This window comes from Diaphorobacter sp. LR2014-1 (assembly GCF_002916785.1).
In the GTDB taxonomy this organism is placed as follows: Bacteria; Pseudomonadota; Gammaproteobacteria; order Burkholderiales; family Burkholderiaceae_C; genus Diaphorobacter; species Diaphorobacter nitroreducens.
In genome coordinates this window covers 58,000-81,071 of record NZ_MTBE01000013.1, presented here as the reverse complement: position 1 = coordinate 81,071, position 23,072 = coordinate 58,000, and the positions used below count along the sequence as shown (strand labels likewise).

General features: G+C 67.7%; 20 protein-coding genes. 12 read left to right on the top strand and 8 right to left on the bottom strand.

The window, feature by feature from the left end:
- Positions 1-130 precede the first annotated feature (130 nt).
- The 5 genes from htpG to BV908_RS11365 form a co-directional block, all read right to left on the bottom strand.
- Positions 131-2,083, bottom strand: a complete 1,953-nt coding sequence (gene htpG, locus BV908_RS11385; RefSeq protein ID WP_012655504.1) for a molecular chaperone HtpG — start codon at positions 2,081-2,083, stop codon at positions 131-133.
- A 346-nt stretch (positions 2,084-2,429) separates the two neighbouring features.
- Positions 2,430-3,467 carry a pseudouridine synthase gene (locus tag BV908_RS11380; RefSeq protein ID WP_246867494.1) on the bottom strand — a complete coding sequence of 346 codons (1,038 nt, stop codon included), beginning with the start codon at positions 3,465-3,467 and terminating at the stop codon, positions 2,430-2,432.
- Between the two features lie 56 nt (positions 3,468-3,523).
- Positions 3,524-4,330, bottom strand: a complete 807-nt coding sequence (locus BV908_RS11375; protein ID WP_199856190.1) for a Crp/Fnr family transcriptional regulator — start codon at positions 4,328-4,330, stop codon at positions 3,524-3,526.
- Positions 4,331-4,488: 158 nt separating this feature from the next.
- On the bottom strand, positions 4,489-5,316 hold the full coding sequence (locus BV908_RS11370) for a general secretion pathway protein GspB (RefSeq protein ID WP_103738187.1): 828 nt from the start codon (positions 5,314-5,316) through the stop codon (positions 4,489-4,491).
- Between the two features lie 4 nt (positions 5,317-5,320).
- Positions 5,321-7,027 carry an AAA family ATPase gene (locus tag BV908_RS11365; RefSeq protein ID WP_103738190.1) on the bottom strand — a complete coding sequence of 569 codons (1,707 nt, stop codon included), beginning with the start codon at positions 7,025-7,027 and terminating at the stop codon, positions 5,321-5,323.
- Positions 7,028-7,251: 224 nt separating this feature from the next.
- Here BV908_RS11365 and BV908_RS11360 point away from each other — a divergent pair, with 224 nt between their 5' ends.
- The 9 genes from BV908_RS11360 (at position 7,252) to BV908_RS11320 (ending at position 18,262) form a co-directional block, all read left to right on the top strand.
- The gene (locus tag BV908_RS11360; protein WP_041835859.1) at positions 7,252-9,186 is read left to right on the top strand and encodes an AMP-binding protein; all 1,935 of its coding nucleotides are present in this window, start codon (positions 7,252-7,254) and stop codon (positions 9,184-9,186) included.
- Positions 9,187-9,208: 22 nt separating this feature from the next.
- Entirely contained in the window at positions 9,209-9,994 is a 786-nt protein-coding gene (locus tag BV908_RS11355) for an ABC transporter ATP-binding protein (protein ID WP_011803929.1), read from the top strand.
- Positions 9,995-10,004: 10 nt separating this feature from the next.
- Positions 10,005-10,934, top strand: coding sequence for a branched-chain amino acid ABC transporter permease (locus BV908_RS11350; protein WP_012655498.1), 930 nt, complete (start codon positions 10,005-10,007; stop codon positions 10,932-10,934).
- A gap of 118 nt (positions 10,935-11,052) precedes the next feature.
- On the top strand, positions 11,053-12,129 hold the full coding sequence (locus BV908_RS11345; RefSeq protein ID WP_103738186.1) for a branched-chain amino acid ABC transporter permease: 1,077 nt from the start codon (positions 11,053-11,055) through the stop codon (positions 12,127-12,129).
- Positions 12,130-12,205: 76 nt separating this feature from the next.
- A complete protein-coding gene (locus BV908_RS11340; protein ID WP_103738185.1) occupies positions 12,206-13,531 on the top strand; it encodes an ABC transporter substrate-binding protein in 1,326 nt (441 codons plus the stop codon).
- Between the two features lie 196 nt (positions 13,532-13,727).
- The gene (locus BV908_RS11335; RefSeq protein WP_103738184.1) at positions 13,728-14,537 is read left to right on the top strand and encodes an ABC transporter ATP-binding protein; all 810 of its coding nucleotides are present in this window, start codon (positions 13,728-13,730) and stop codon (positions 14,535-14,537) included.
- Between the two features lie 92 nt (positions 14,538-14,629).
- Complete coding sequence (locus BV908_RS11330) at positions 14,630-15,877, top strand: AMP-binding protein (RefSeq protein WP_088887750.1); 1,248 nt, start codon at positions 14,630-14,632, stop codon at positions 15,875-15,877.
- A 192-nt stretch (positions 15,878-16,069) separates the two neighbouring features.
- On the top strand, positions 16,070-17,059 hold the full coding sequence (locus BV908_RS11325) for a tripartite tricarboxylate transporter substrate-binding protein (RefSeq protein ID WP_011803923.1): 990 nt from the start codon (positions 16,070-16,072) through the stop codon (positions 17,057-17,059).
- 165 nt (positions 17,060-17,224) lie between these two features.
- A complete protein-coding gene (locus tag BV908_RS11320) occupies positions 17,225-18,262 on the top strand; it encodes a tripartite tricarboxylate transporter substrate binding protein (RefSeq protein WP_103738183.1) in 1,038 nt (345 codons plus the stop codon).
- Positions 18,263-18,299: 37 nt separating this feature from the next.
- Here the strand turns inward: BV908_RS11320 and BV908_RS11315 are convergent, their stop codons facing one another.
- Positions 18,300-18,623, bottom strand: a complete 324-nt coding sequence (locus BV908_RS11315; RefSeq protein ID WP_011803921.1) for a DUF1840 domain-containing protein — start codon at positions 18,621-18,623, stop codon at positions 18,300-18,302.
- A gap of 20 nt (positions 18,624-18,643) precedes the next feature.
- Positions 18,644-19,927 (bottom strand): class I SAM-dependent methyltransferase, encoded by a 1,284-nt coding sequence (locus tag BV908_RS11310; RefSeq protein WP_011803920.1) that lies wholly within the window; start codon positions 19,925-19,927, stop codon positions 18,644-18,646.
- A gap of 289 nt (positions 19,928-20,216) precedes the next feature.
- Here BV908_RS11310 and BV908_RS22440 point away from each other — a divergent pair, with 289 nt between their 5' ends.
- Positions 20,217-20,387 carry a hypothetical protein gene (locus BV908_RS22440; RefSeq protein WP_011803919.1) on the top strand — a complete coding sequence of 57 codons (171 nt, stop codon included), beginning with the start codon at positions 20,217-20,219 and terminating at the stop codon, positions 20,385-20,387.
- Positions 20,388-20,502: 115 nt separating this feature from the next.
- Positions 20,503-21,057 (top strand): hypothetical protein, encoded by a 555-nt coding sequence (locus tag BV908_RS11305; protein ID WP_246867493.1) that lies wholly within the window; start codon positions 20,503-20,505, stop codon positions 21,055-21,057.
- A 69-nt stretch (positions 21,058-21,126) separates the two neighbouring features.
- On the opposite strand, the gene BV908_RS11300 is transcribed toward BV908_RS11305, so the two are convergent.
- The gene (locus tag BV908_RS11300) at positions 21,127-21,798 is read right to left on the bottom strand and encodes a DNA-3-methyladenine glycosylase I (RefSeq protein WP_103738181.1); all 672 of its coding nucleotides are present in this window, start codon (positions 21,796-21,798) and stop codon (positions 21,127-21,129) included.
- 74 nt (positions 21,799-21,872) lie between these two features.
- On the opposite strand from BV908_RS11300, the gene BV908_RS11295 reads away from it, so the two are divergent.
- A complete protein-coding gene (locus BV908_RS11295) occupies positions 21,873-23,018 on the top strand; it encodes an aminopeptidase (protein ID WP_103738180.1) in 1,146 nt (381 codons plus the stop codon).
- Positions 23,019-23,072 lie beyond the last annotated feature (54 nt).

Below are 23,072 nucleotides of genomic sequence, written 5' to 3'. Positions count from 1 at the left end.
AGCTGTGGCGCCGGGCGACACCACAGCGGGCCCCCGCGCCTGTCAGGGACTATCGCGCGCGCGACGCGGCGGGTACAGCAGCAGATGCGCCCCAATCAGGCATACCAGATGCCGCCATCCCTCCCATCGCTCAGGCCAGCAGCGCGTTCACGCGCTTCACGTACGCGGCCGGGTCCTCAGGCAGGCCGCCCTCAGCGAGCAGCGCCTGGTCGAACAGGATGTGTGCCAGGTCGTGAAAGTGCACGCTGCCGTCCAGCTTCTTGACCAGCGCATGCTCGGGGTTCACTTCCAGCACGGGCTTGGCGTCAGGCGCGCTCTGGCCGGCCTGCTTGAGCAGGCGCGCGAGCTGCGTGCTCATGCCGCCGTCCTGCACCACCAGGCAAGCGGGTGAATCGACCAGGCGCGTGGTCACGCGCACGTCCTCGGCCTTGTCCTTGAGGGCTTCCTTGAGCTTGGCGAGCACGGGCTTGAAGGCCTCGGCGGCCTCCTCGGCGGCCTTCTTCTCGGCCTCGTCCTGCAGCTTGCCCAGGTCCACCGCGCCCTTGGCCACGGACTGCAGGGGCGTGCCGTCGAAGTCCTGCAGGTAGTTCAGCGCCCACTCGTCCACGCGGTCGGTCATGAGCAGCACCTCGATGCCCTTCTTCTTGAAGACTTCGAGCTGCGGGCTGTTCTTGGCGGCGGCCAGCGTGTCGGCGGTGATGTAGTAGATGGCCTCCTGGCCCTCCTTCATGCGCGCCTTGTAGTCGGCAAAGGAAACGCTCGGCGTATCCGATGTGGTGGAGGCAAAGCGCAGCAGCTTGGCCAGACGTTCGCGGTTGGCGAAGTCCTCGCCCAGGCCTTCCTTGAGCACGGCGCCGAACTCGGCGTAGAACTGGGTGTACTTGCCTTCCTTGGCCTTGTCCTCGGCGCTGACCACGTCCTGCACGCCATCGGCGCCTTCCGCCGCTGCCTCATGCTTGTCGTGCTTGGCCAGGTCCTCGAGCATGGACAGCACGCGCTTGACCGAGCCGTCGCGGATCAGGCGCACGTCGCGGCTTTCCTGCAGCAGCTCGCGGCTCACGTTCAGCGGCAGGTCAGCGGAGTCGATCACGCCCTTGACGAAGCGCAGGTAGCTGGGCATGAGCGACTCGGCGTCGTCCATGATGAACACGCGCTTGACGTACAGCTTCACGCCGGCCTTCTTGTCGCGGTTCCACAGGTCGAACGGCGCCTTGGCAGGGATGTACAGCAGCTGCGTGTACTCGGTGTTGCCCTCGACGCGGTTGTGGCTCCAGGTGAGCGGGTTCTCGAAGTCGTGGCTGATGGACTTGTAGAAGTCCTGGTACTGCTCGTCGGTGATGTCCTTCTTGGGCCGCGTCCACAGGGCGCTGGCCTTGTTCACGGTTTCCCACTCGCCGGTCTTCACCATCTGGCCCGGCTCGCCTTCCTTCTCGCTCTCCTTCCACTCCTCCTTCTCCATGAGGATGGGCAGGCTGATGTGGTCGGAATACTTGCCGATCACCTGCTTGATCTTCCAGGCGTTGAGGAACTCCTCGGCATCCTCGCGCAGGTGCAGGATCACGCTGGTGCCGCGCGCCGCACGTTCGATGGCCTCTACCTCGAAGTCACCCGCGCCGCCGCTGGCCCAGCGCACGCCTTCGCTGGCGGGCAGGCCCGCGCGGCGGCTCTCGACCGTGATGCGGTCGGCCACGATGAAGCCCGAGTAGAAGCCCACGCCAAACTGGCCGATCAGCTGCGCGTCGGCCTTCTGGTCGCCCGACAGGCGGTTCATGAAGTCGCGCGTACCGCTCTTGGCGATCGTGCCCAGGTGGTCAATGGCCTCCTGCTCGCTCATGCCGATGCCGTTGTCGGTGATGGTCAGCGTGCGCGCTTCCTTGTCGAAGGACACGCGCACCTCCAGGTTGGGCGCATCCTCGTACAGCGCGGCATTGTTCAGCGCTTCAAAGCGCAGCTTGTCGCAGGCGTCCGAGGCGTTGGAGACCAGCTCGCGCAGGAAGATCTCTTTGTTGGAATACAGCGAATGCGTGACCAGGTGCAGCAGTTGCGCCACTTCGGCCTGGAAGGAATGGGTGTGCTTGCTCATAGGTGTTTTTCAAACAAGGGCAACGGGAAAGAAATCACAGGGGATTCAACCATGTTCTCCGGCGCAGCCGGAACGCATGCGCAGGTGGGGGCGCCGCGCCCGGCTTCAAGGGGCGCGGCACGGCGATTTGCCACCAACCGATGCCACGCTGGCCGCATGCCCCAGCGTCGGCGCGATCCTGGGCGCGGTGATCTACAACGCACCGCTGTCGAGCGGCAACAGCGACTGAACGCCCACCGCAGCCATCAAAAAAGAGAGCGGCTTGCGCTCTCCTTTTCTGCATTTCAAAGGGTTTTGAACTGCAAACACCCTTTTGGCGAGCGCTAGCAGCTCCTGATTTAATAGCTTAAAAGCGCTCACCCGGCGCCAGGAAGCGCCACTGGCCCGGCGGCAGCTTGCCCAGCAGCACCTGGCCGATGCGGATGCGCTTGAGGCCCACCACCTTGAGGCCCACCAGCTCGCACATGCGGCGGATCTGGCGCTTTTTGCCCTCGCGCAGCACGAAGCGCAGTTGCTCGGGGTTCTGCCACTCCACCACCGCCGGCTTGAGCTGCTGGCCGTCCAGCGCCAGGCCATGGTTCAGCAGCGCCAGCTTGTCGGCGGGGAAGACGGCGCGCACATCCTGCGCGCGATCGCCGTACTGCACGCGCACCAGGTACTCCTTGTCCACCGTCGAGTCCTCGCCGATGAGCTGGCGCGCCACGCGCCCGTCCTGCGTCAGCACCAGCAGGCCCACGGAGTCGATGTCCAGCCGCCCGCAGGGCGCCAGGCCCTTGAGCTGCGCGGGCGAAAAGCGCGTGCGGCTCTCATCGTCCTTCCAGTGCGTACGTGGGTTGATCAGCGCCACGGCCGGCGTGTGGCCGTCCTCGGCCTGGCCGCTCACATAGCCCATGGGCTTGTGCAGCAGGATGGTCACCTGCTGGCGCTGGTGGCCCTGGGCCGCGCGGTCCACGTCGATGCGGTCGTGCGGCCCCACCTGCAGCCCCATGGCCGCCACCTGCCCGTTGACGCGCACCCAGCCCTGGGCGATCCAGTCGTCGGCCTCGCGGCGCGAGCACAGCCCCAGATCGGCCATGCGCTTGTTCAGGCGCATGCGGCCGTCTGCAGGCGCCTGCGCAGCGCCAGCGGGCGCACGGGTGGCAGGAGGGCGCGGCGCGGCCGGCGCGTGCCGGCTCGCCGTACGGGGGGCGCCTGCCGCGCCGCTGGGTGCGGCCGTGCCGGCCGTGCGGCCTGCGGACCGGCCCGGCGCCTTGCCGGTAGCCACAGGTGCTGCGGGCGTGGTCGGCTTGCGCAGCACCAGCCGCGGGCGCAGCGGAGTGGGGGAAGCAGAAGCGGACGGTGCGGGGACGGACCGTGCGGGGGGACGGGCGGGCGTTTCGGGCATGGCGCTATTGTCTCGCGCCGTGGAGCGCGCCGCGCCCCGCCCCATCTACCGCGCCTTCAGATCATGGCGGCGGGCTCGTTCTCGTCGGCCGGCGCCCTGCGCGGTGAAGCGCGGCGCCGGGGCCCGTGGCGGCCCGCGTCCGCCGGCTCCATCCGCCTGAACAGGCTGGTGCGCAGCGCCTGCAGGTCCAGCACGCGCAGGCCGCCGTACTCCACGCGGATCGCCCCCTGCGCTTCCAGGGTCGCCAGGGCCTCGTTCACACGTTGGCGCGACAGGCCGACCAGGTAGGCCAGCTCCTGCTGGGTGATGCGCAGCACTTCCCCGACGCCCGGGTAGAGCACGGGGTTGAACAGCGCCGCCAGGCTGCGCGCCACGCGCAGGTCGGGGTTGGTGAGGCGGTCGATTTCCCGCGCGGCGATGAACTGCGCCAGGCGCTCGTTGAGCTGGTTCATCACGAAACGGTTGAAGCCGATGGAATGGTCCAGCAGCCAATGGAAGGTGTCGATGGGCAGGCCCGCCACCACGCTCCTGCGCAGGGCCTGGATGTTGTAGCGGTAGGGCTCGCGCTTGACCGCCGTGCCTTCGCCAAACCAGCCGCCGGGCGGCACGCCGGTGAAGGTCATGGTCAGCCCGTCGGCGTTGTCCGCGCTCATCTTGAGCAGGCCCTCGACCACCCCAAACCAGTACGTCACCGGCCGGCCCACACGGCACACGTAGTCGCCCGGCTGGGCATCGCCGACGGCCAGCGCGGCCACCGCCCGTTCGCGCTCAGCGGGCTGCAGCAACGCCATCCAAGGAATGCCGCTGAGTTCTTGGGCCGTGGGCGGGCGGCGCCGCTGGTGCAGGGAGGCGTCTTGGCTCATGCGCGCAAGCATGCGGTCAAAGCGCGCAGCGGGGCAGCGGGAATACCACGAACCAACGCCTGGCCGGTCCGAGGTATCGACACACTCGTATGCTATTGATTTAATAGCTGTTGGCGCTTACTGATGCTGGGTTCAAGCCCTGTTTGACCACAAACCCATCACTGCGTCGGCAAGGCATAGCGGTAGCCGCGGAACGCCCACACGGTGCGCGCCGGCTCGATGCGCTCCAGCACCAGGCCGGGGGCGGCGGTATCCCCCTCGTGCAGCACCTGGCCGTTGACGATCACCATGCGGTACACGGGGTTGGACGAGTAGGTCACGCCCGCGAGCTGCAGGGTGGGCAGTTGCTCACGCACGCTCGCCGGCAGGTCGGCCAGGGCAAAGACGGTTCCCGTCGATTCCTGCGGCGCGGGTGCCGGCGGCGCAGCGCGCGGGGCCGGTGCGCGGGCAGGCGCCGCGGGGGCCGGCGCGCTGCGCTCGGGCCGGGGGGCAGGCGCTTCGGCGCGGGCGGAGCGCTCGGGCGTGGGTTTGGATGCTGGTGCTGATGCCGATGCCGGTACTCGCGCTGGTGTTGGCGCTGGTGTTGGCGCTGGCGCTGGTGTTGGCGCTGGTGTTGGCGCTGGTGTTGGCGTTGGTGTTGGTGTTGGTGTGGTTGCGGGCGCAGTTTCGGGCGCCGGCGCTGCCCCATGGGCCGGCACGGCCATCGGCGCGGCGGAGGCTGGAGCGGCAGGCGCCGGTATCGCGGAGGCGGGCGCAGGCACCACCGCGGCCACCGTCGCACTGGGCGCACGCACCAGCCACCAGGCGCCGGCTGCCGCCCCTACGCCCGCCAGCGCTGCAAGCACCATCCAGGGCAGCCCCCGCGCCGGTGCGGCGCGCTGCACGGTGGGCACCGCCACGGGCGACGCGGGGGTATGCAGGCCGGGCACGCTGCCACGGCCGCGCTCGGCCTGGGCGCGCCGCAGCGCATCAAGAATGTAGGACATGGGTTCAGGCTCCGCTGAGCAAACGCGGCTCCGGCACGCCTGCGGCGCGGTTGAGCAACATCAGGGTCAAGGGACCAGCGCGGCCATCGGGCGTGAGGCCCTGGCCCAGCTGAAATTGGTGGATGCGCGCGCGGCGCGCGGCGGGCGTTGCGGTACGGGCTGCGGCGGTGCCTGCGCCGGCGGCCGCCAGTTGCTGGTCCAGCCAGGCAGCGCCCGCGGCAGTGGCGGTGACGTCGCCCGAATCGGCCAGCTCGGCAGGGGCCTTCCACAGCGTGGCAACCTCGCCGCGCCACAGCGGCGCAAGCTCCGTCACGCGCACCTGCAGCGTCTGGCCCTGAACGCCTTCCAGCGTGGCGGTGCCGTCATCCAGCCGGCGCAGCAAGACCGCCACCTCAGGCGCCAGGGCCTCGCCCTGCGCATCGCCCTCGGCGGGCCGCAGCATCAGCAGCACGGGCCGGTCGAGCTGGCGCAGCAGGTTCAGGCTGGCGCGGCGGCTGCGGTAGCAGCGCAGGCCCTCGGGCGCCAGCGCGGCGCAGGGGTCCGTGGCGCCGTCGGGCACGCTCGCCTGCCACTGCCGGGCCAGCGCCTGCCATGCCGCCGGCGCCTGCGCCACGGGCTGGATGGCCAGGAACTGCGCCAATGTCGGCGGGAGGGCCGGCGCGTCGGGCGCAGAAGCGGCCGAGGCGGGGGATGACGCGGGCACGGCCGCAGCCGACGCGGCGATGGCCGGCCTCTGTGTCTGTGCCTGCGCCTGTGTGGAGCCGGCGCCACCGTCTGCGAGCGGCCACCAGCCCAGGGCCCAGGCCAGCCCGCCCAGCGCCGCCGCGCCCACCAGCCCACCGGTTCCAGCGGCCAGCCAGCGCCCCGCCGTGCCGGGGCGCGCCGTAGCGGGCGCGTCGAACACCTCGCGCGCGGCGCGGCGCACCATGGCATCGGTCACCTCGCGCACACCCGCGCCGTAAGCACCCAGCAGGGCACGGTCGCACAGCAGGTTGATGCGCCGCGGCACGCCACCCGTGAGCGCGTGCACGCGTGCCAGCGCCCGCTGCTGAAAAGGCAGCGGCCCTTGCAACCCGGCCACGGCCAGGCGGTGGGCGATGTACTGGCGTGTTTCGTCGGCGCTCAAGGCGTCCAGGTGGTAGCGCGCGATCACGCGCTGCGCGAGCTGCTCCAGCTCCGGCGCCGCCACCATCGCACGCAGCTCGGGCTGGCCGATGAGGATGATCTGCAGCAGCTTGCGCTCGCTGGTCTCGAGGTTGGTGAGCAGGCGCAGTTGTTCCAGCACATCGGGTGCGAGGTTCTGCGCCTCGTCGATGATGAGCACGTTGTTGCGCCCCGCCGCGTGCTGCTGCAGCAAGAAGTCGTTGAGCGGGTCCAGGCAGTCCTTCACGGTCTCCGCCCCCGGTATGGCGGGGCGGTGCGCCACGCCGAATTCGTCGCAGATGGAGCGCAGCAGCTCAGGCACCGTGAGCTTCGGATTGAAGATGTAAGCGACGTTGCACTGCGGCGGAATCTGTTCCAGGAAGCAGCGGCACACCGTGGTCTTGCCGGTGCCGATCTCGCCGGTGAGCAGCACGAAGCCGCCGCCCGCATCCAGGCCGTACAGCAGGTGGGCCAGGGCTTCGCGATGGCGCTCGCTCATGAAGAGGTAGCGCGGGTCGGGCGCGATGGAAAAAGGCGGGTGTTCGAGTCCGAAGAACGGGGCGTACATGGCGGCGAGCATAGCGCCCTCGCCTGTCGCGCCCATGAACCCCTCAGCCTCCCGCGATCACCACCTGTCGAGGGCGGTCAGGGTTAGACCCCTGAGGACTAACCCTTGAATTGTCATCGTAAAGACAAGATAACGTCAAAGTCGTTCCTACCATTGGTTGCAAACCGGCAGCGGACTTCGTGTTTCCCGTGCGCTGCCCTCCACAGACCCTGATAGGAACCGGAATGAAGACCACATTCCCCCATCTACTGCTGCAGCACGCCGCCCAGCGCCCCGACGCTGCAGCACTGCGCGAGAAAGAATATGGCATCTGGCAGACCTGGAGCTGGAAAGACGCCGCGGCCGAGGTGCGCCACATGGCCTGCGGGCTGCTGTCGCTGGGCTTTGCCAAGGGCCAGAACCTGGCGCTGATCAGCGACAACCGGCCACACCTGTACATGGGCTTCGTGGCCGTGCAAAGCGTGGGGGGCGTGCCGATTCCGCTGTACCAGGACGCCGTGGCCGCCGAGATGACCTTCGTCATCCAGGACGCGGAGATTGCCTTCGCGTTTGCCGAAAACCAGGAACAGGTGGACAAGCTGCTGGAAGTGCGCGAATCGGTATCCGGCATCCAGCACATCATCTATGACGACCCGCGCGGCCTGCGCCACTACGACCAGCCGGGCCTCATCAGCACCGCGCAGCTGGTGGCGCGCGGCGCCGAGTGGGACAAGGCCCACCCCGGCGCATGGGATGCCCTGGTGGAGCAGATCGACCCGCAGGACGTGTCGGTGATCCTCTACACCTCGGGCACCACGGGCAAGCCCAAGGGCGTGTGCCAGACGCATGCCAGCTTCATCGCCTCTGCGCAAGGCGCGGTGGAGGTGGACCGCCTGGGCCCGCAGGACAACGTGATTTCCTACCTGCCCCCGGCATGGGTGGGGGACCACCTGTTCTCGCTCGCGCAGTGGATGGTGGCCGGCTTCACCATCAACTGCCCCGAGTCGGCCAGCACCGTCTCCATCGACCTGCGCGAGATCGGCCCCACCTACTACTTCGCCCCGCCGCGCGTGTTTGAAGGCATGCTGACGTCGGTCTCCATCCGCATGGAAGACGCCGCTGCGCCCAAGCGCTGGCTGTTCGAGAAATGCATGCAGCTGGCGCGCCGCGTGGGCTCCGATCTCCTGGACGGCAAGCCCGTGGGCGCAATCGACCGCCTCAAGTACCGCCTGGCCGACCTCGCCATCTACGGACCGCTGCGCAACGTGATGGGCCTGTCGCGCATCCGCGTGGCCTACACGGCAGGCGCGGCCATCGGGCCCGACCTGTTCCGCTTCTTCCGCTCCATCGGCATCAACCTCAAGCAGCTCTACGGTCAGACGGAAACCTGCGCCTACGTCTGCCTGCAGCGTGATGGCCAGGTAGACCTGAACACCGTGGGCCAGGCGGCTCCCGGCATCGAGCTGAAGATCGCCGACAACGGCGAGGTGCTGGTCAAGGGCGTGTCGGTGCTCAAGGAGTACTACAAGCGGCCCGACGCCACCGCCGAGGTGATCGACGCCGAAGGCTACTTCCACACCGGCGATGCCGGCGTGATCGACGCCAACGGCCAGCTACGCATCATCGACCGCGCCAAAGACGTGGGCAAGACGGCCAGCGGGGCCATGTTCGCGCCCAACTACATCGAGAACAAGCTCAAGTTCTTCCCGCACATCAAGGAAGCCGTCTGCTTCGGCAACCAGCGCGATCAGGTCTGTGCCTTCATCAACATCGACTACGAGGCCGTGGGCAACTGGGCCGAGCGCCAGGGCATCCCTTACGGCGGCTATGTGGACCTGGCCTCCAAGCCCAAGGTGATCGAGCTGATCGCCGACTGCATCTCGCAGGTGAACGCCGACCTGGCCGCCGAAGCCGGCATGGCCGACACGCAGGTCGCGCGCTTCCTGGTGCTGCACAAGGAGCTGGACCCCGACGACGACGAACTGACCCGCACACGCAAGGTGCGCCGCAATTTCATCGCCGAGAAGTACGGCGTGCTGGTGGATGCGCTGTACACGGGCAAGGCCGAGCAGTTCATCGAAACGCAGGTGAAGTTCGAGGACGGGCGCAAGGGCAGCGTGAGCGCCACGCTGAAGATCACCGACGCCAAGACCTTCCCCGCCACCCGGGCGGCCGCCTGACACGCAACGAGGCAGCAGACACATGACCAGCAAGAAGATTGGCGACGTCATCCTCGACGTCAAGAACATCAGCCTGCGGTTCGGCGGCGTCAAGGCGCTCACCGACATCTCATTCAACGTGCGCGAGCACGAGATCCGCTCGATCATCGGCCCCAATGGCGCGGGCAAGAGCTCCATGCTCAACTGCATCAACGGGGTGTACACGCCGTCCGAGGGCTCCATCACCTTCCGCGGCCAGACCTTTGGCCACATGAACAGCCGCCAGGTCGCCGAGATGGGCATCGCGCGCACCTTCCAGAACCTGGCGTTGTTCAAGGGCATGAGCGTGATCGACAACATCATGACCGGGCGCAACCTCAAGATCAAAAGCAACCTGCTCCTGCAGGCACTGCGCATCGGACCGGCCGAGCGCGAGGAGATCGCCCACCGCGAGAAGGTCGAACACATCATCGACTTCCTGGAGATCCAGGCGCACCGCAAGACCCCCGTCGGCCAGCTGCCCTACGGCCTGCAAAAGCGCGTGGACTTGGGCCGGGCCCTCGCCATGGAACCCCAGGTGCTGCTGCTCGATGAACCCATGGCCGGCATGAACGTGGAGGAGAAGCAGGACATGTGCCGCTTCATCCTGGATGTGAACGACGAGTTCGGCACCACCATCGTCCTCATCGAACACGACATGGGCGTGGTGATGGACATCAGCGACCGCGTCGTGGTGCTGGACTACGGCAAAAAGATCGGTGACGGCGCGCCGGACGAAGTGCGCAACAACGAAGACGTGATTCGCGCCTACCTGGGCACCAGCCACTGAGGGCAAGCAAATGGCATTCTTTCTCGAAACCCTGATCGGCGGCCTGATGGCCGGCATGCTCTACGCGCTGGTGGCACTCGGCTTCGTGCTGATCTTCAAGGCCTCGGGCGTCTTCAACTTCGCGCAGGGTGCCATGGTGCTGTTCGCGGCCCTGGCCATGGCGCGCTTCGCCGAGTGGATCCCGGAGTGGACCGGCATCAGCAACCCCATCGTGGCCAATCTGGCCGCGTTCCTGATCGCAGGCCTGTGCATGTTCGCAGTGGCCTGGTTCATCGAGCGCCTGGTGCTGCGCCACCTCGTGAACCAGGAAGGCGCCACGCTGCTCATGGCCACGCTGGGCATCACCTACTTCCTGGAAGGCCTGGGCCAGACCTTCTTCGGCAGCGACATCTACAAGATCGACATCGGCATGCCCAAGGACCCGGTGTTCCTGCTGGACACCGTGTTCGAGGGCGGCGTGCTCGTGAACAAGGAAGACGTGATTGCCGCAGGCATTGCCGCCGCCCTGGTGGTGGTGCTGAGCATCTTCTTTCAAAAGACCAAGACCGGCCGCGCATTGCGCGCCGTGGCGGACGACCACCAGGCGGCGCAGTCCATCGGCATCCCGCTCAACCACATCTGGGTCATCGTGTGGTGTGTCGCCGGTGTCGTGGCACTGGTGGCCGGGATGATCTGGGGCTCCAAGCTGGGCGTGCAATTCTCGCTGACCACGGTGGCGCTGCGCGCGCTGCCAGTGGTGATCCTGGGCGGCCTGACCTCGGTGCCGGGCGCCATCATCGGCGGGCTGATCATCGGCGTGGGCGAGAAGCTCTCCGAGGTGTACCTGGGCCCCTTCGTGGGCGGCGGCATCGAGATCTGGTTTGCCTACGTGCTGGCCCTCGTGTTCCTGCTGTTCCGGCCCCAAGGTTTGTTCGGCGAGAAGATCATCGATCGCGTATGACATACGCGATCAACCCGCAGGGTTCTTCGCCGCAGGCGAAGGATGGTCTTCCTGCGAGGGCACGCAGTGCCCGCAGCCAAAAGATCATCACCCTTGGTTGAAAGATTTGGAGTAAATAATGTTCTACCGCGAAAACGGCCAGTTCAAGACCAACTACAAGGCCGACCAGCAGATCTTTCCCATCACCCAGGACCGCATCGCCATCCTGCTGCTGTTGGCCGTGGCCTTCGTGGCGGTGCCCGCGATGGCGTCGGACTACTTCTACCGCGCCATCCTGATCCCGTTGGTCATCATGTCCATGGCCGCGCTGGGCGTGAACATCCTCGTGGGCTACTGCGGGCAGATCTCGCTGGGCTCGGGCGCCTTCATGGCGGTGGGCGCCTACGGGGCCTTCAACTTCTTCGTGCGCTTCCCCGGGATGCCGCTGGTCCCGGCCCTCATCCTGGGCGGGCTGTGCGCCACGTTCTTCGGCATCCTGTTCGGGCTGCCCAGCCTGCGCGTGAAAGGGCTGTACCTGGCCGTGGCCACGCTGGCGGCGCAGTTCTTCAGCGACTGGATGTTCCTGCGCATCAAGTGGTTCACCAACAATTCCGACTCGGGTTCGGTCTCGGTCAGCAACCTGCAGGTCTTCGGCATGCCGCTGGACAGCGCCATGGCCAAGTACCTGTTCTGCCTGACGCTCCTGGTGGTCGTGGCCCTGCTGGCCAAGAACCTGGTGCGCGGCGCCATCGGCCGCGAATGGATGGCCATCCGCGACATGGACGTGGCCGCCGCGGTGATCGGCATCCGCCCGATGTACGCCAAGCTCAGCGCCTTCGCCGTCAGCTCCTTCATCGTCGGCATGGCGGGCGCGCTGTGGGCCTTCGTGCACCTGGGTTCGTGGGAGCCGGCGGCGTTCTCGGTCGAGATGTCGTTCCGCCTGCTGTTCATGGTCATCATCGGCGGCATGGGCTCCATCATGGGCGCGTTCTTCGGCGCGGCCTTCATCGTGGTGCTGCCCATCTTCCTGAACCAGTTCCTGCCCGCGGTGGCCGGCCTGTTCGGCGTGGACATCTCCACCGCCGCCGTGTCGCATGCGGAACTGATGATCTTCGGCGCGCTGATCGTGTGGTTCCTCATCGTGGAGCCCCACGGCCTGGCCAAGCTGTGGTCCATCGGCAAGCAGAAGATGCGCGTGTGGCCCTTCCCCCATTGATGCCATTGCAAGGTGTGTTCCGCGCCGACCGGCGCAATTCAGGCGACGTTCCATCCAACCACAAGGAGACAAGACCATGAAATTCACCCGACTCGCTGCGGCCGCCACGGTGGCCTGCACCCTGGCCGGCTTTGCAGGCGCCGCCGCCGCCCAGGCCAAGGAACAGTTCTTCCCCCTGCTGTCGTACCGCACGGGCCCCTACGCACCCAACGGCGTGCCATGGGCCAACGGCAAGCAGGACTACATCAAGATGATCAACGCGCGCGACGGCGGCGTGAACGGCGTGAAGCTGACCTGGGAAGAGTGCGAGACCGGCTACGCCACCGACCGCGGCGTGGAGTGCTACGAGCGCCTCAAGAGCCGCCCCGGCGTGACGCTGTTCGACCCGCAGGCCACCGGCATCACCTTCGCGCTGACCGAGAAGGCGCCCGTGGACAAGATCCCGCTGATGACGCTGGGCTACGGCCTGTCGGTCGCGCAGGACGGCATGGCGTTCAAGTGGAACTTCCCCTACATGGGCAGCTACTGGACCGGTGCCGACATCCTGATCCAGCACATCGGCAAGAACGCCGGCGGCCTGGACAAGCTCAAGGGCAAGAAGATCGCGCTGGTCTACCACGACAGCCCGTTCGGCAAGGAGCCGATCCCGCTGCTGCAGGAGCGCTCCAAGATGCACGGCTTCGAGCTGCAGATGCTGCCCGTGACCGCGCCCGGCGTGGAGCAGAAGGCCACCTGGCTGCAGGTGCGCCAGAGCCGCCCCGACTACGTGCTGCTGTGGGGCTGGGGCGTGATGAACTCCACCGCCCTGAAGGAAGCCCAGGCCACCGGCTACCCGCGCGACAAGATGTACGGCGTGTGGTGGGCCGGTGCCGAGCCGGACGTGCGCGACGTGGGCGATGGCGCCAAGGGCTACCACGCACTGGCGCTCAACGGCCATGGCACGCAGTCCAAGGTCATGCAGGACATCCTCAAGCACGTGCACGGCGCCAACCAGGGCACGGGCCCCAAGGACGAAGTGGGCTCGGTGCTGTACACGCGCGGCGTGATCATCCAGATGCTGGGCGTGGAGGCCGTGCGCCGCGCGCAGGAGCGCTTCGGCAAGGGCAAGGTCATGACCGGCGAGCAGGTGCGTTGGGGCATGGAAAACCTGGCGCTGGACCAGAAAAAACTGGACGCGCTGGGCTTCACCGACCTGATGCGCCCGCTGTCCACCAGCTGCGCGGACCACATGGGTTCTACCTGGGCCCGCGTGCACACCTGGGACGGCAAGCAGTGGAAGTTCTCGTCCGACTGGTACCAGGCCGATGAGCAGGTCATCAAGCCTATGGTCAAGGCCGGCGCGGACAAGTACCTCGCCGACAAGAAGATGTCCCGGCGCGAAGCGGGCGACTGCCAGTCCTAAGGACGTCCCCTGAGGCGCTGCGCGCCATCGTCCTCCTCGTCGGGAAGGGGGATGGCGCCGGTGGTCGGGCAAGACCCGTTCCACGGCGCCCGCTGGCGCGGGTTGCGCCAGGTTCAAGCGGCTGCGCAGGGCAGCCGCCAATCGAGAGGGCTGTGGCGACAGCCCTGCCGATTGGCACCACTACAAGGGCAAGGCTATGGAGTCCAGAAACATCGTTCTCAGCGTCAATGGCATCGAGGTCATCTACAACCATGTGATCCTGGTGCTCAAGGGCGTGTCGCTGCAACTGCCCGAGAAGGGCATCGTCGCCCTGCTGGGCGGCAACGGCGCGGGCAAGACGACCACGCTGCGCGCGATCTCCAACCTGCTCAAGGGCGAGCGCGGCGAGGTCACCAAGGGCAGCATCGAGCTGCGCGGCGAGCAGATCCAGAACCTCTCGCCCGCCGACCTGGTCAAGCGCGGCGTGGTGCAGGTCATGGAGGGGCGCCACTGCTTCGCCCACCTGACCATCGAGGAGAACCTGCTCACCGGCAGCTACACGCGCACCGACAAGGGCGAGATCGCCGCCAACCTGGAGAAGGTCTACAACTACTTCCCGCGCCTGAAGACGCGCCGCACCAGCCAGGCCGCCTACACCTCGGGCGGCGAGCAGCAGATGTGCGCGATCGGCCGGGCCATCATGAGCAACCCCAGCATCGTGCTGCTGGACGAGCCCTCGATGGGCCTGGCGCCGCAGATCGTGGAAGAGGTGTTCAACATCGTGAAGGATCTCAACGCCAAGGAAGGCACGACCTTCCTGCTGGCCGAGCAGAACACCAACATGGCGCTGAAGTATGCCGACTACGGCTACATCATGGAAAGCGGCCGCATCGTCATGGACGGGCCCGCGCAGGAGCTGGCCAGCAACGAAGACGTGAAGGAGTTCTACCTGGGCGTGGGCGGCGGCGAGCGCAAGAGCTTCAAGGACGTCAAGAGCTACAAGCGCCGCAAGCGCTGGCTGGCCTAATTACTCTCAAATTAATAGCTGCTAGCGCTTGACAGGCAAGCGCTGGAGGCCGATTTCGCCCTAAACCCCTCCCAACGACAGGAGACCCAGGCATGAGCATGTTCTACGACGCCCTGGAAACCCGCGCCCCCGCCGAGCGTGAAGCCGCCCTCATGGCGGCCCTGCCCCGGCAGATCGCCCACGCCCAGCAGGCCAGCCCCGCCTTCGCCGGCATCCTGGAGGGCGTGGACGCCACCACCATCACCGACCGCGCCGCGCTGGCCCGCCTGCCGGTCACGCGCAAGTACGAACTGCTGGAGCGCCAGCAGGCGCAGCGCGGCCAGAATGCGTTCGGCGGCTTCAGCGCCCTGGCATTCGGGCGCCACATGCCCCGCGTGTTCGCCAGCCCCGGCACCATCTATGAGCCCGAGGGCGCGCGGCCGGACTACTGGCGCATGGCACGCGCCATGTATGCCGCGGGGTTTCGCCCCGGCGAGCTGATCCACAACAGCTTCAGCTACCACTTCGTGCCTGCCGGATCGATGATGGAGACTGGCGCCCACGCGCTGGGCTGCACGGTCTTTCCGGGCGGCACGGGGCAGACCGAGCAGCAGGTGCAGGCCATGGCCGAACTGCGCCCGGCCGGCTACATCGGCACGCCCAGCTTCCTGAAGATCATCCTCGACAAGGCCCACGAACACGGCGTGGCGCTGCCCAGCGTGACCAAGGCGCTGGTCTCGGGCGAGGCCTTCCCGCCCTCGCTGCGCGACTGGCTGGCCGCGCGCGGCGTGACGGGCTACCAGTGCTACGCCACGGCAGACCTGGGCCTGATCGCCTATGAGACCAGCGCGCGCGAAGGCCTGGTGCTGGACGAGGGCGTGATCGTCGAGATCGTGCGCCCGGGCACCGGCGACCCGGTGCCCGAGGGCGAAGTGGGCGAGCTGGTCATCACCACGCTGAACCCCGACTACCCGCTGATCCGCTTCGGCACCGGCGACCTGTCGGCCGTACTGCCGGGCCAGTGCCCCACGGGCCGCACCAACACCCGCATCAAGGGCTGGATGGGCCGCGCGGACCAGACCACCAAAGTGCGCGGCATGTTCGTGCACCCCGGCCAGATTGCCAGCGTGGTCAAGCGCTTCCCCCAGGTGCAGCGCGCGCGGCTGGTGGTCAGCGGCGAGATGGCCAACGACCAGATGGTGCTGCAGGTGGAGACCACGGAAACCGCCGCAGGCATGGCCCAGCAACTGGCGGAAGCGCTGCGCGAAGTGACCAAGCTGCGCGGCGACGTGCAGATGGTGCCCCCCGGCAGCCTGCCCAACGACGGCAAGGTCATCGAGGACGCGCGCAGCTACCGCTGATGACCCGCGGGGCGGCCGGCCGGCGCCGTCCGTCGCCACGGCGTCGTGCGCGGCACACAAGCCGCACCGCAGCCGCGTCAACCCCCTGGGGTCAAACGTCGCCCATTTGTCAGGCGGCGCGGACTCGGGGGTTTCCTTGATGTCCGGCACGCCATTCCTCTCTATGATTGCGCCTCTTTTCCAAGGAGCATCATGAGAACGACATTCAAGATCGCCGTGGGAGCGGCCGCCATCCTGGCTGCATTCGGCGCATCCGCCCAGGCCTATCCGGTCAAAGATAAGAACATCACCATCGTCGTGCCCTTCTCGGCCGGCGGCCCCACCGACCGCGTGGCCCGTGACCTGGCAGAGGCCCTGCGCAAGCCCCTGGGCGGTGCCACGGTCGTCGTCGAAAACGCCGCCGGTGCAGGCAGCACCATTGGCGCAGCCAAGGTGGCCCGCGCACAGCCGGACGGCTACACCCTGCTGCTGAACCACATCGGCATGGCCACCATCCCCACGCTGTACCGCAAGCTGTCGTTCAACGTGTTGAACGACTTCGAGTTCCTGGGTATCGTCAACGACGTGCCCATGACCATCATCTCGCGCCCGACGCTGGAGGCCAAGAACTACAAGGAATTGGCCACCTGGATTGCGCAGAACAAGGAAAAGGTGAACCTGGGCCACTCCGGCCTGGGCTCGGCCGGCCATCTGTGCGGCCTGATGTTCCAGCACGCGCTGCAGTCGCACATGACGCCCGTGGCCTACAAGGGCGCGGCGCCCGCCATCACCGACCTGATTGGCGGCCAGATCGACCTGATGTGCGACCAGACCACCAACACCACGACGCAGATCGAGGGCAAGAAGGTCAAGGCCTTTGCCGTGACCACCAACCAGCGCCTGACGATGCCGTCGCTCAAGGACTTGCCGACGCTGCAGGAAAGCGGCCTGAAAGACTTCAACGTCTCCGTCTGGCATGGCCTGTATGCCCCCAAGGGCACGCCCGCCGCCGTGCTGACGCGCATCAACGAAGCGCTGCAAGTGGCCGTGAAGGATCCTGACTTCATCAAGAAGCAGGAAGGCCTGGGCGCCGTGGTGGTGGCCGACAAGCGCGTGCTGCCGGCCGAACACAAGAAGTTCGTGCAGTCTGAAATCGAAAAGTGGGGCATGGTGATCAAGGCAGCCGGCACTTACGCCGACTGATCTGCGCCAGCGCGGCGGGCGCGTCCGTCTGCCCGCCTTTCCTGCCAACGCCCGGTGCCCGCGCACCGGGCGTTTTTTCATGGGAACTGCGGGTAATCCTGCTGCCCCTGCGCGGCTGCGGCGCCTACAACCGAAGCCTTCTTTCACGCTTTTTGGAAAGACCGCATGCCGCACACATCCAGCCCACGCCGCACCCCACCGCGCCGCCAGGCCCTGCACGCCATCGGGGCGCTTCTTGCATTGGGCCTGGGCGCCACGGGCGCCGCGTATGCCCAAGCCAGCCCATGGCCGGCCAAGCCGGTCCGCATCGTGGTGCCGTTCGCCGCCGGGGGTACCACCGACATCCTGGCGCGCGCCATTGCGCCCGAGCTGGGCAAGGCCTTTGGCCAGCAGTTCATCGTGGACAACCGCGGCGGCGCGGGGGGCAACATCGGTGCCGAACTGGTGGCCAGGTCCGCCCCTGACGGCTACACGCTGCTGATGGGCACCGTGGGCACGCATGGCATCAACCGCGCGCTGTACAAGCAGCTACCCTACGACCCGATCAAGGACTTCGCGCCCGTGACGCTTGTCGCGTCGGTGCCCAACGTGATGGTCATGAACACCGAGAAGGCGCGCAGCCTGGGCATCAACAACGTGCAGGACTTCATCCGCTATGCCCAAGCCAACCCGGGCAAGCTCAACATGGCGTCCAGCGGCAACGGCACCTCGATCCACCTGGCCGGCGAGCTGTTCAAAAGCATGACCGGCACCTACATGCTGCACATGCCCTACCGCGGGTCTGCGCCCGCGCTGCTGGACATGGTGGGCGGCAACATGGACGTGATGTTCGACAACCTGCCCTCCTCCATGGCCCATATCAAGGGCGGCAAGCTCAAGGCGCTGGCGGTCACCAGCGCGAAACGCTCCACCGCCCTGCCCGACGTCCCCACGGTGGAAGAGGCCGGCGGCCCCGCGCTCAAGGGCTTCGAAGCCAGTTCATGGTTCGGACTGCTGGCGCCCGCGGGCACGCCGGCCGACATCGTCCAGCGCGTCCAGCAGGAGGTGGCCAAGGCGCTGGCCACCCCTGCCGTCAAGGAGCGACTGCTGTCCCAGGGAGCGATTCCCGGCGGCAATACGAGCGCCGAATTTGCCAGCCTGATCGACCGCGAGCACCGCAAGTGGGCGCAGGTGGTGAAGGCGTCGGGCGCGAAGGTGGATTGAAGAGCGGATGCGCGCGCCCGCCGGGGCGCGCTGCGCGTCACCAGACCACGTCGCAATCCTCGGCGGCGCTGCGGCGCAGCATGTCGATGAACGGCGCCGCGCGCTGGCGCAGGCGCACGCCGTCGCCGCGAGGGGCCTCTTCCTCGGTCTGATCGTCCTCGTCCGGGGCGGTGGCCGCTGCAGCGGCCTCTTCAACCGCTACCGCCTCTTCCAGCGCGCGGATGGCGGCAGGAATCTGCGCGGCGGTGATGATGCCGTGCGGCTCATTCGGCGACTTGCCGATGATCTCCAGCAGCTGTTTGCCATTGGGCTCCAGCATGATGACGTCGGCGGTGGCGCGGGATTTGAATTTGAAAAGCATCGAAGTTCCAGGACAAAGGATCAGTGGGTGGCCGCAGGGCCTTCGTACATGTAGGCGCGGCTGAAAGGATAGTCGGACTGCGCACCCTTGAGCACGCCATCTTCCACGTGGCCCGTGGGCCGCACGGCCAGCATCTGGTGCAGCGCGGTCCAGCCGCGCTCGAAGGCCAGGGCGCAGCCCGCCAGGTACAGCCGGTAGGCGCGCAGCGCCTTCTCGCCGCGTTCCTTGCCGTGCTGCGCGACCAGCACGCTGCGCGCCTCGTCCTGACGGGCCTCCAGCGCATCCGACCAGGCCCACAGCGTGCGGGCGTAGTGGGGGCGCAGGTTCTCCGTGTCCACCATCTCCAGCCCGGCCCGGGCCATGTCGTGCAGCACCGCGCTCACATGCAGTAGTTCGCCGCCGGGGAAGATGTAGCGCTCGATGAAATCGCCCAAGCCGGCGCCCAGCCGGGGGTTGTCCAGCCCGCCCGATGTGATGCCGTGGTTGAGCAGCAGGCCGCCCGGGCGCAGCAGACGGTGCACGGTGGCGAAGTACCGCTCCATCTGCGAACGGCCCACATGTTCGAACATGCCGACCGAGGCAATCTTGTCGAACGGCTGCTCCACCTGCAGTTCACGGTAGTCCAGCAACTGCATGCGCACACGACCCTGCAGGCCGCGCTCCGCGATGAGCCGCTGCACGTGCGCATGCTGGTTGCGCGACAGCGTGATGCCCGTGGCGTCCACACCATACTCCTGCGCGGCCCACAGCAGCAGCCCGCCCCAGCCGGCGCCAATGTCCAGAAAGCGGTCGCCGGGACGCAGCAGGAGCTTGCGGCAGATGTGGTCCAGCTTGGCCTCCTGTGCCTGGGCCAGGCTCATGTCAGGCGTGCGGTAATAGGCGCAGGAATAGACGCGCCGCGGGTCCAGCCACAGGGCGTAGAAGTCGTCGGACAGGTCGTAGTGGAACTGGATATTGCGTGCGTCATGGGACAGGGTGTGCGCCGCCATCGAGCGCGCACGCAGCAACACGCGCTGCCACCCAGTCGCCGGTCCCTCGTGCGTGGGGTTCTGCTTGAGCAGCGCCGCGGCCGCCGTCATCAACTGGCGCATGCTGCCTTCCAACGCTACGCGGCCTTCGACGATGGCCGCGCCCACGTTGCCAATCTCGCCCATGGCCAGGGCCACCACGGCCATGCGGTCGCGAAAACGCAACCGCAGGTCGGCATTGGCGTCACCCAGGCGCGCGCCGTCGGGCAGTTCGACAGCTACCCCTACAGGGGAAAGCGCCAGGCTGGCCTCCAGGGAGTGGAGCAGATGCTTCATGACATGTCCCTCGGTCTCCATGACAACTGCCATTCTTGAAGGGCGCGGGCAGGCCCGTCAATGGGCGCTGGCCGACATGCCGGCAAGGTGCTGTCTGACAGGTGCCGCGCGCACCGCCACCGGCAATGGCGCGGCAAAATTGCGGTGGATGTCCCGCCAGACATGCGCCACCAGCTCATTTATTAATAGCATATTTGGTATCACGGCTGGCACACCCCTCGGCCTTGGAAGGGCGCTCGCGGCTATGGCCTAATAGGGAGTTTTCACCGTTTTCATTTCAGGAGCCATCATGGGCAACAAAATCGTCACCGAAGCCGACCGTAAGCGCACACCCCGTCCCACCCCCATGCCCGGCATGGCAGTGACCACGCACGGCCGCGGCCAGCGCGTGAGCCTGGAGCGCGGCGTGGCCACGCGCAGCAAGAAAAACCCCGGCAAGCGCGCCAACCAGGGCGGCTGATCGCCCCTTTTTGCCCGGCTTAGCCTGCAAGCCCTCTTCGGAGGGCTTTTTCATGGGCGGCACTGCACGCCGCCCGTGCCGCACAATCGCCGCATTCCCGCTACCGGAAGGCCCCATGCCCCAGACGCCCGCGCCACTGTCTCCCGAAGATGCCGCCGCGCTGTACCAGGCCCTGCGCGCCGAGGGCATGGCCGACGCCCTCACCACGCTGCACATCGGTGGCGCGCACACGCGGCTGCTGAGCGGCGCCGCAGACGCGCCCGCGCTGCTGCGCACGCTGGACATCGGCGCGCGCGTGACGGCCGCCACCTGCTTTGCCCACCAGCCGCCCACGGAGGCCGAGATGGAGCACGCGATCATGCTGGTGGAAGATGCGGTGATGCCGGTGCGCGACCTGCTGGCGCCCGGCTCCACGCTCTACACAGCCGACGGCGGCATACGCCAGATCGCGCTGGCTGCGGGCCTACCGGCGCAGCCGGAGTTGCACCTGTCGCTGGAAGCGGTGGAGGACACCTTCAACCGCCTGGCCGCCCTCAGCCTGGGGCGCCCCGCCACGCAAGACACCCTTGCGCAGGACAACGCCTTCGCGGCCACGCTGCTCATCCTGCGCGAGTGCCTGCACCATCTGGGGTTCGACCACATCGTGGTCCGGTCCGACGCGGTGGTCTAGGGCCTGTTCACACTATTTTCGCCAGTGCGAATAGCGTGAGCAGGCCTTAAGCCGGCTTTGGGGCGCGCATCAGCCCGCAGCGGGGGGTGTGAACGCGGCGCGCGCGGCCTCTGCCGCAGCGCGTGCGCCGCAGCCCTCCAGGTGGTCGTTGACCAGCCCCATGGCCTGCATGAAGGCATACATGGTGGTCGGACCCACGAAGCTGAACCCACGCTTCTTCAAATCCTTGGACAGCGCCACCGACGCCGCCGAGGTGGTCATCGCACGCACCGCAGGCAGCGTCATGCGCTCGGGCCGCTGCTGCGCGGCCAGGGGCGCATAGCGCCACACATAGTGCGCCAGCGACCCGAACTCGCGGCGCAGCTCCAGCACGCGGCGCGCATTGTTGATGGCCGACTCGATCTTGCCGCGGTGGCGCACGATACCGGCGTTGCCCATCAGCTGGTCCACCTCGGCGGCGCCGAAGTCCGCCAGCGGCTCGGCCTCGAACTGCGCCAGCGCCGCGCGGAAGGCCTCGCGCTTGTTCAGGATGGTGATCCACGACAAGCCGGCCTGGAACCCCTCCAGGCAGAGCTTCTCGAACAGGCGGCGCTCGTCCGTCACCGGGAAGCCCCATTCGTGGTCGTGGTAGTGCCGGTACAGCGGGCTGGCGCGGCACCAGAAGCAGCGCGCATGGCCACCCTCGTCGGTGAAAAGGCCGCTGGCTTCGTCTGGGGAGGAGGGTTCGATGGTTTCGAGCATGGGGGCATTGTGGGGGTTGGGTCGCATGGCGCAAGAACGTCTTGCTATGCTTGGCCGCACCCGCCTCCGCCACCATGAGCACATCCACCCCATCGCCCCGGCGCCCGTGGCCGCTGCTGGCAGCCGCGCTGCTGCTAGGCGGCTGCGCCCAGTCGGGCGGCACGTTGGGCTACTACTGGCAGTCCCTGCGCGGGCACCTGGAGATCATGAACGCCGCGCGCCCGGTGCAGGAGTGGATCACCCACCCCGACACCTCCGCGCCGCTGCGCGAGCGGCTGCAGCTGGCCCAGCGCGCCCGGGCGTTCGCGGTGGACGAGCTGGCCCTGCCCGACAATGCCAGCTACCGCCGCTATGCGCGCCTGGACCGCACGGCTGCCGTGTGGAACGTGGTGGCGGCGGGCCCCTATTCGCTCACGCTGCACCGCTGGTGCTTTCCGATCACCGGCTGCATCGGCTACCGCGGCTACTTCGACGAGCCCGGCGCACGGGCCGAGGCCGCGCGCCTGGCGGCCACCGGACTGGAGGTCAGCGTGTACGGCGTACCCGCGTATTCCACGCTGGGCTACAGCAACTGGATGGGAGGCGACCCGCTGCTGTCCACCTTCATCGGCTGGCCCGAGGGCGACTTCGTGCGGCTGCTGCTGCACGAATTGGCGCACCAGGTGGCGTATGCCGAGGGCGATACCGCGTTCAACGAATCCTACGCCACGGCGGTGGAGCGGCTGGGCGTGCAGCGCTGGCTGCAGCAGCACGCCACCCCGGCCACCCGCGCCCAGTTCGCGGCCAGCGAGGAGCGCCGCGCGCAATGGCGCGCGCTGACCCAGGCAACGCGCCAGCGCCTGGCCGAGATTTATGCATCAAATGGGGCTGTAGCGCCCGACCATCAAGCGCTATCAGCTATGAAAAAAGAAGCAATGCAGGACTTCCGCGCCGCCTATGCCACGCTGCGCGCGCGCTGGCTGGCCGCACACGTCCCCGAGGCACAGCTGGCGACGCTGGACCGTTGGGTGCGCGATGCCAACAACGCCAGCTTCGCCGCGCAGGCGGCTTATGACGAAGGGGTGCCCGCGTTCATGGCGCTGTTCGAGCGCGAGGGGCGCGACTGGCCGCGCTTTCATGCAGCCGTGCGGGCGCTGGCCCAGGCGCCGCAGGCCGAGCGCACCGCCGCGCTGCAGGCGCTGGCGCCACAGCCGCCCCGGGTGGCCCACGGCGGAGGCTGACGTCGCGTTGCCCGCCCCCGCGTGCCTGCTGCGGCTTCGCGGCCTGGGGGACGG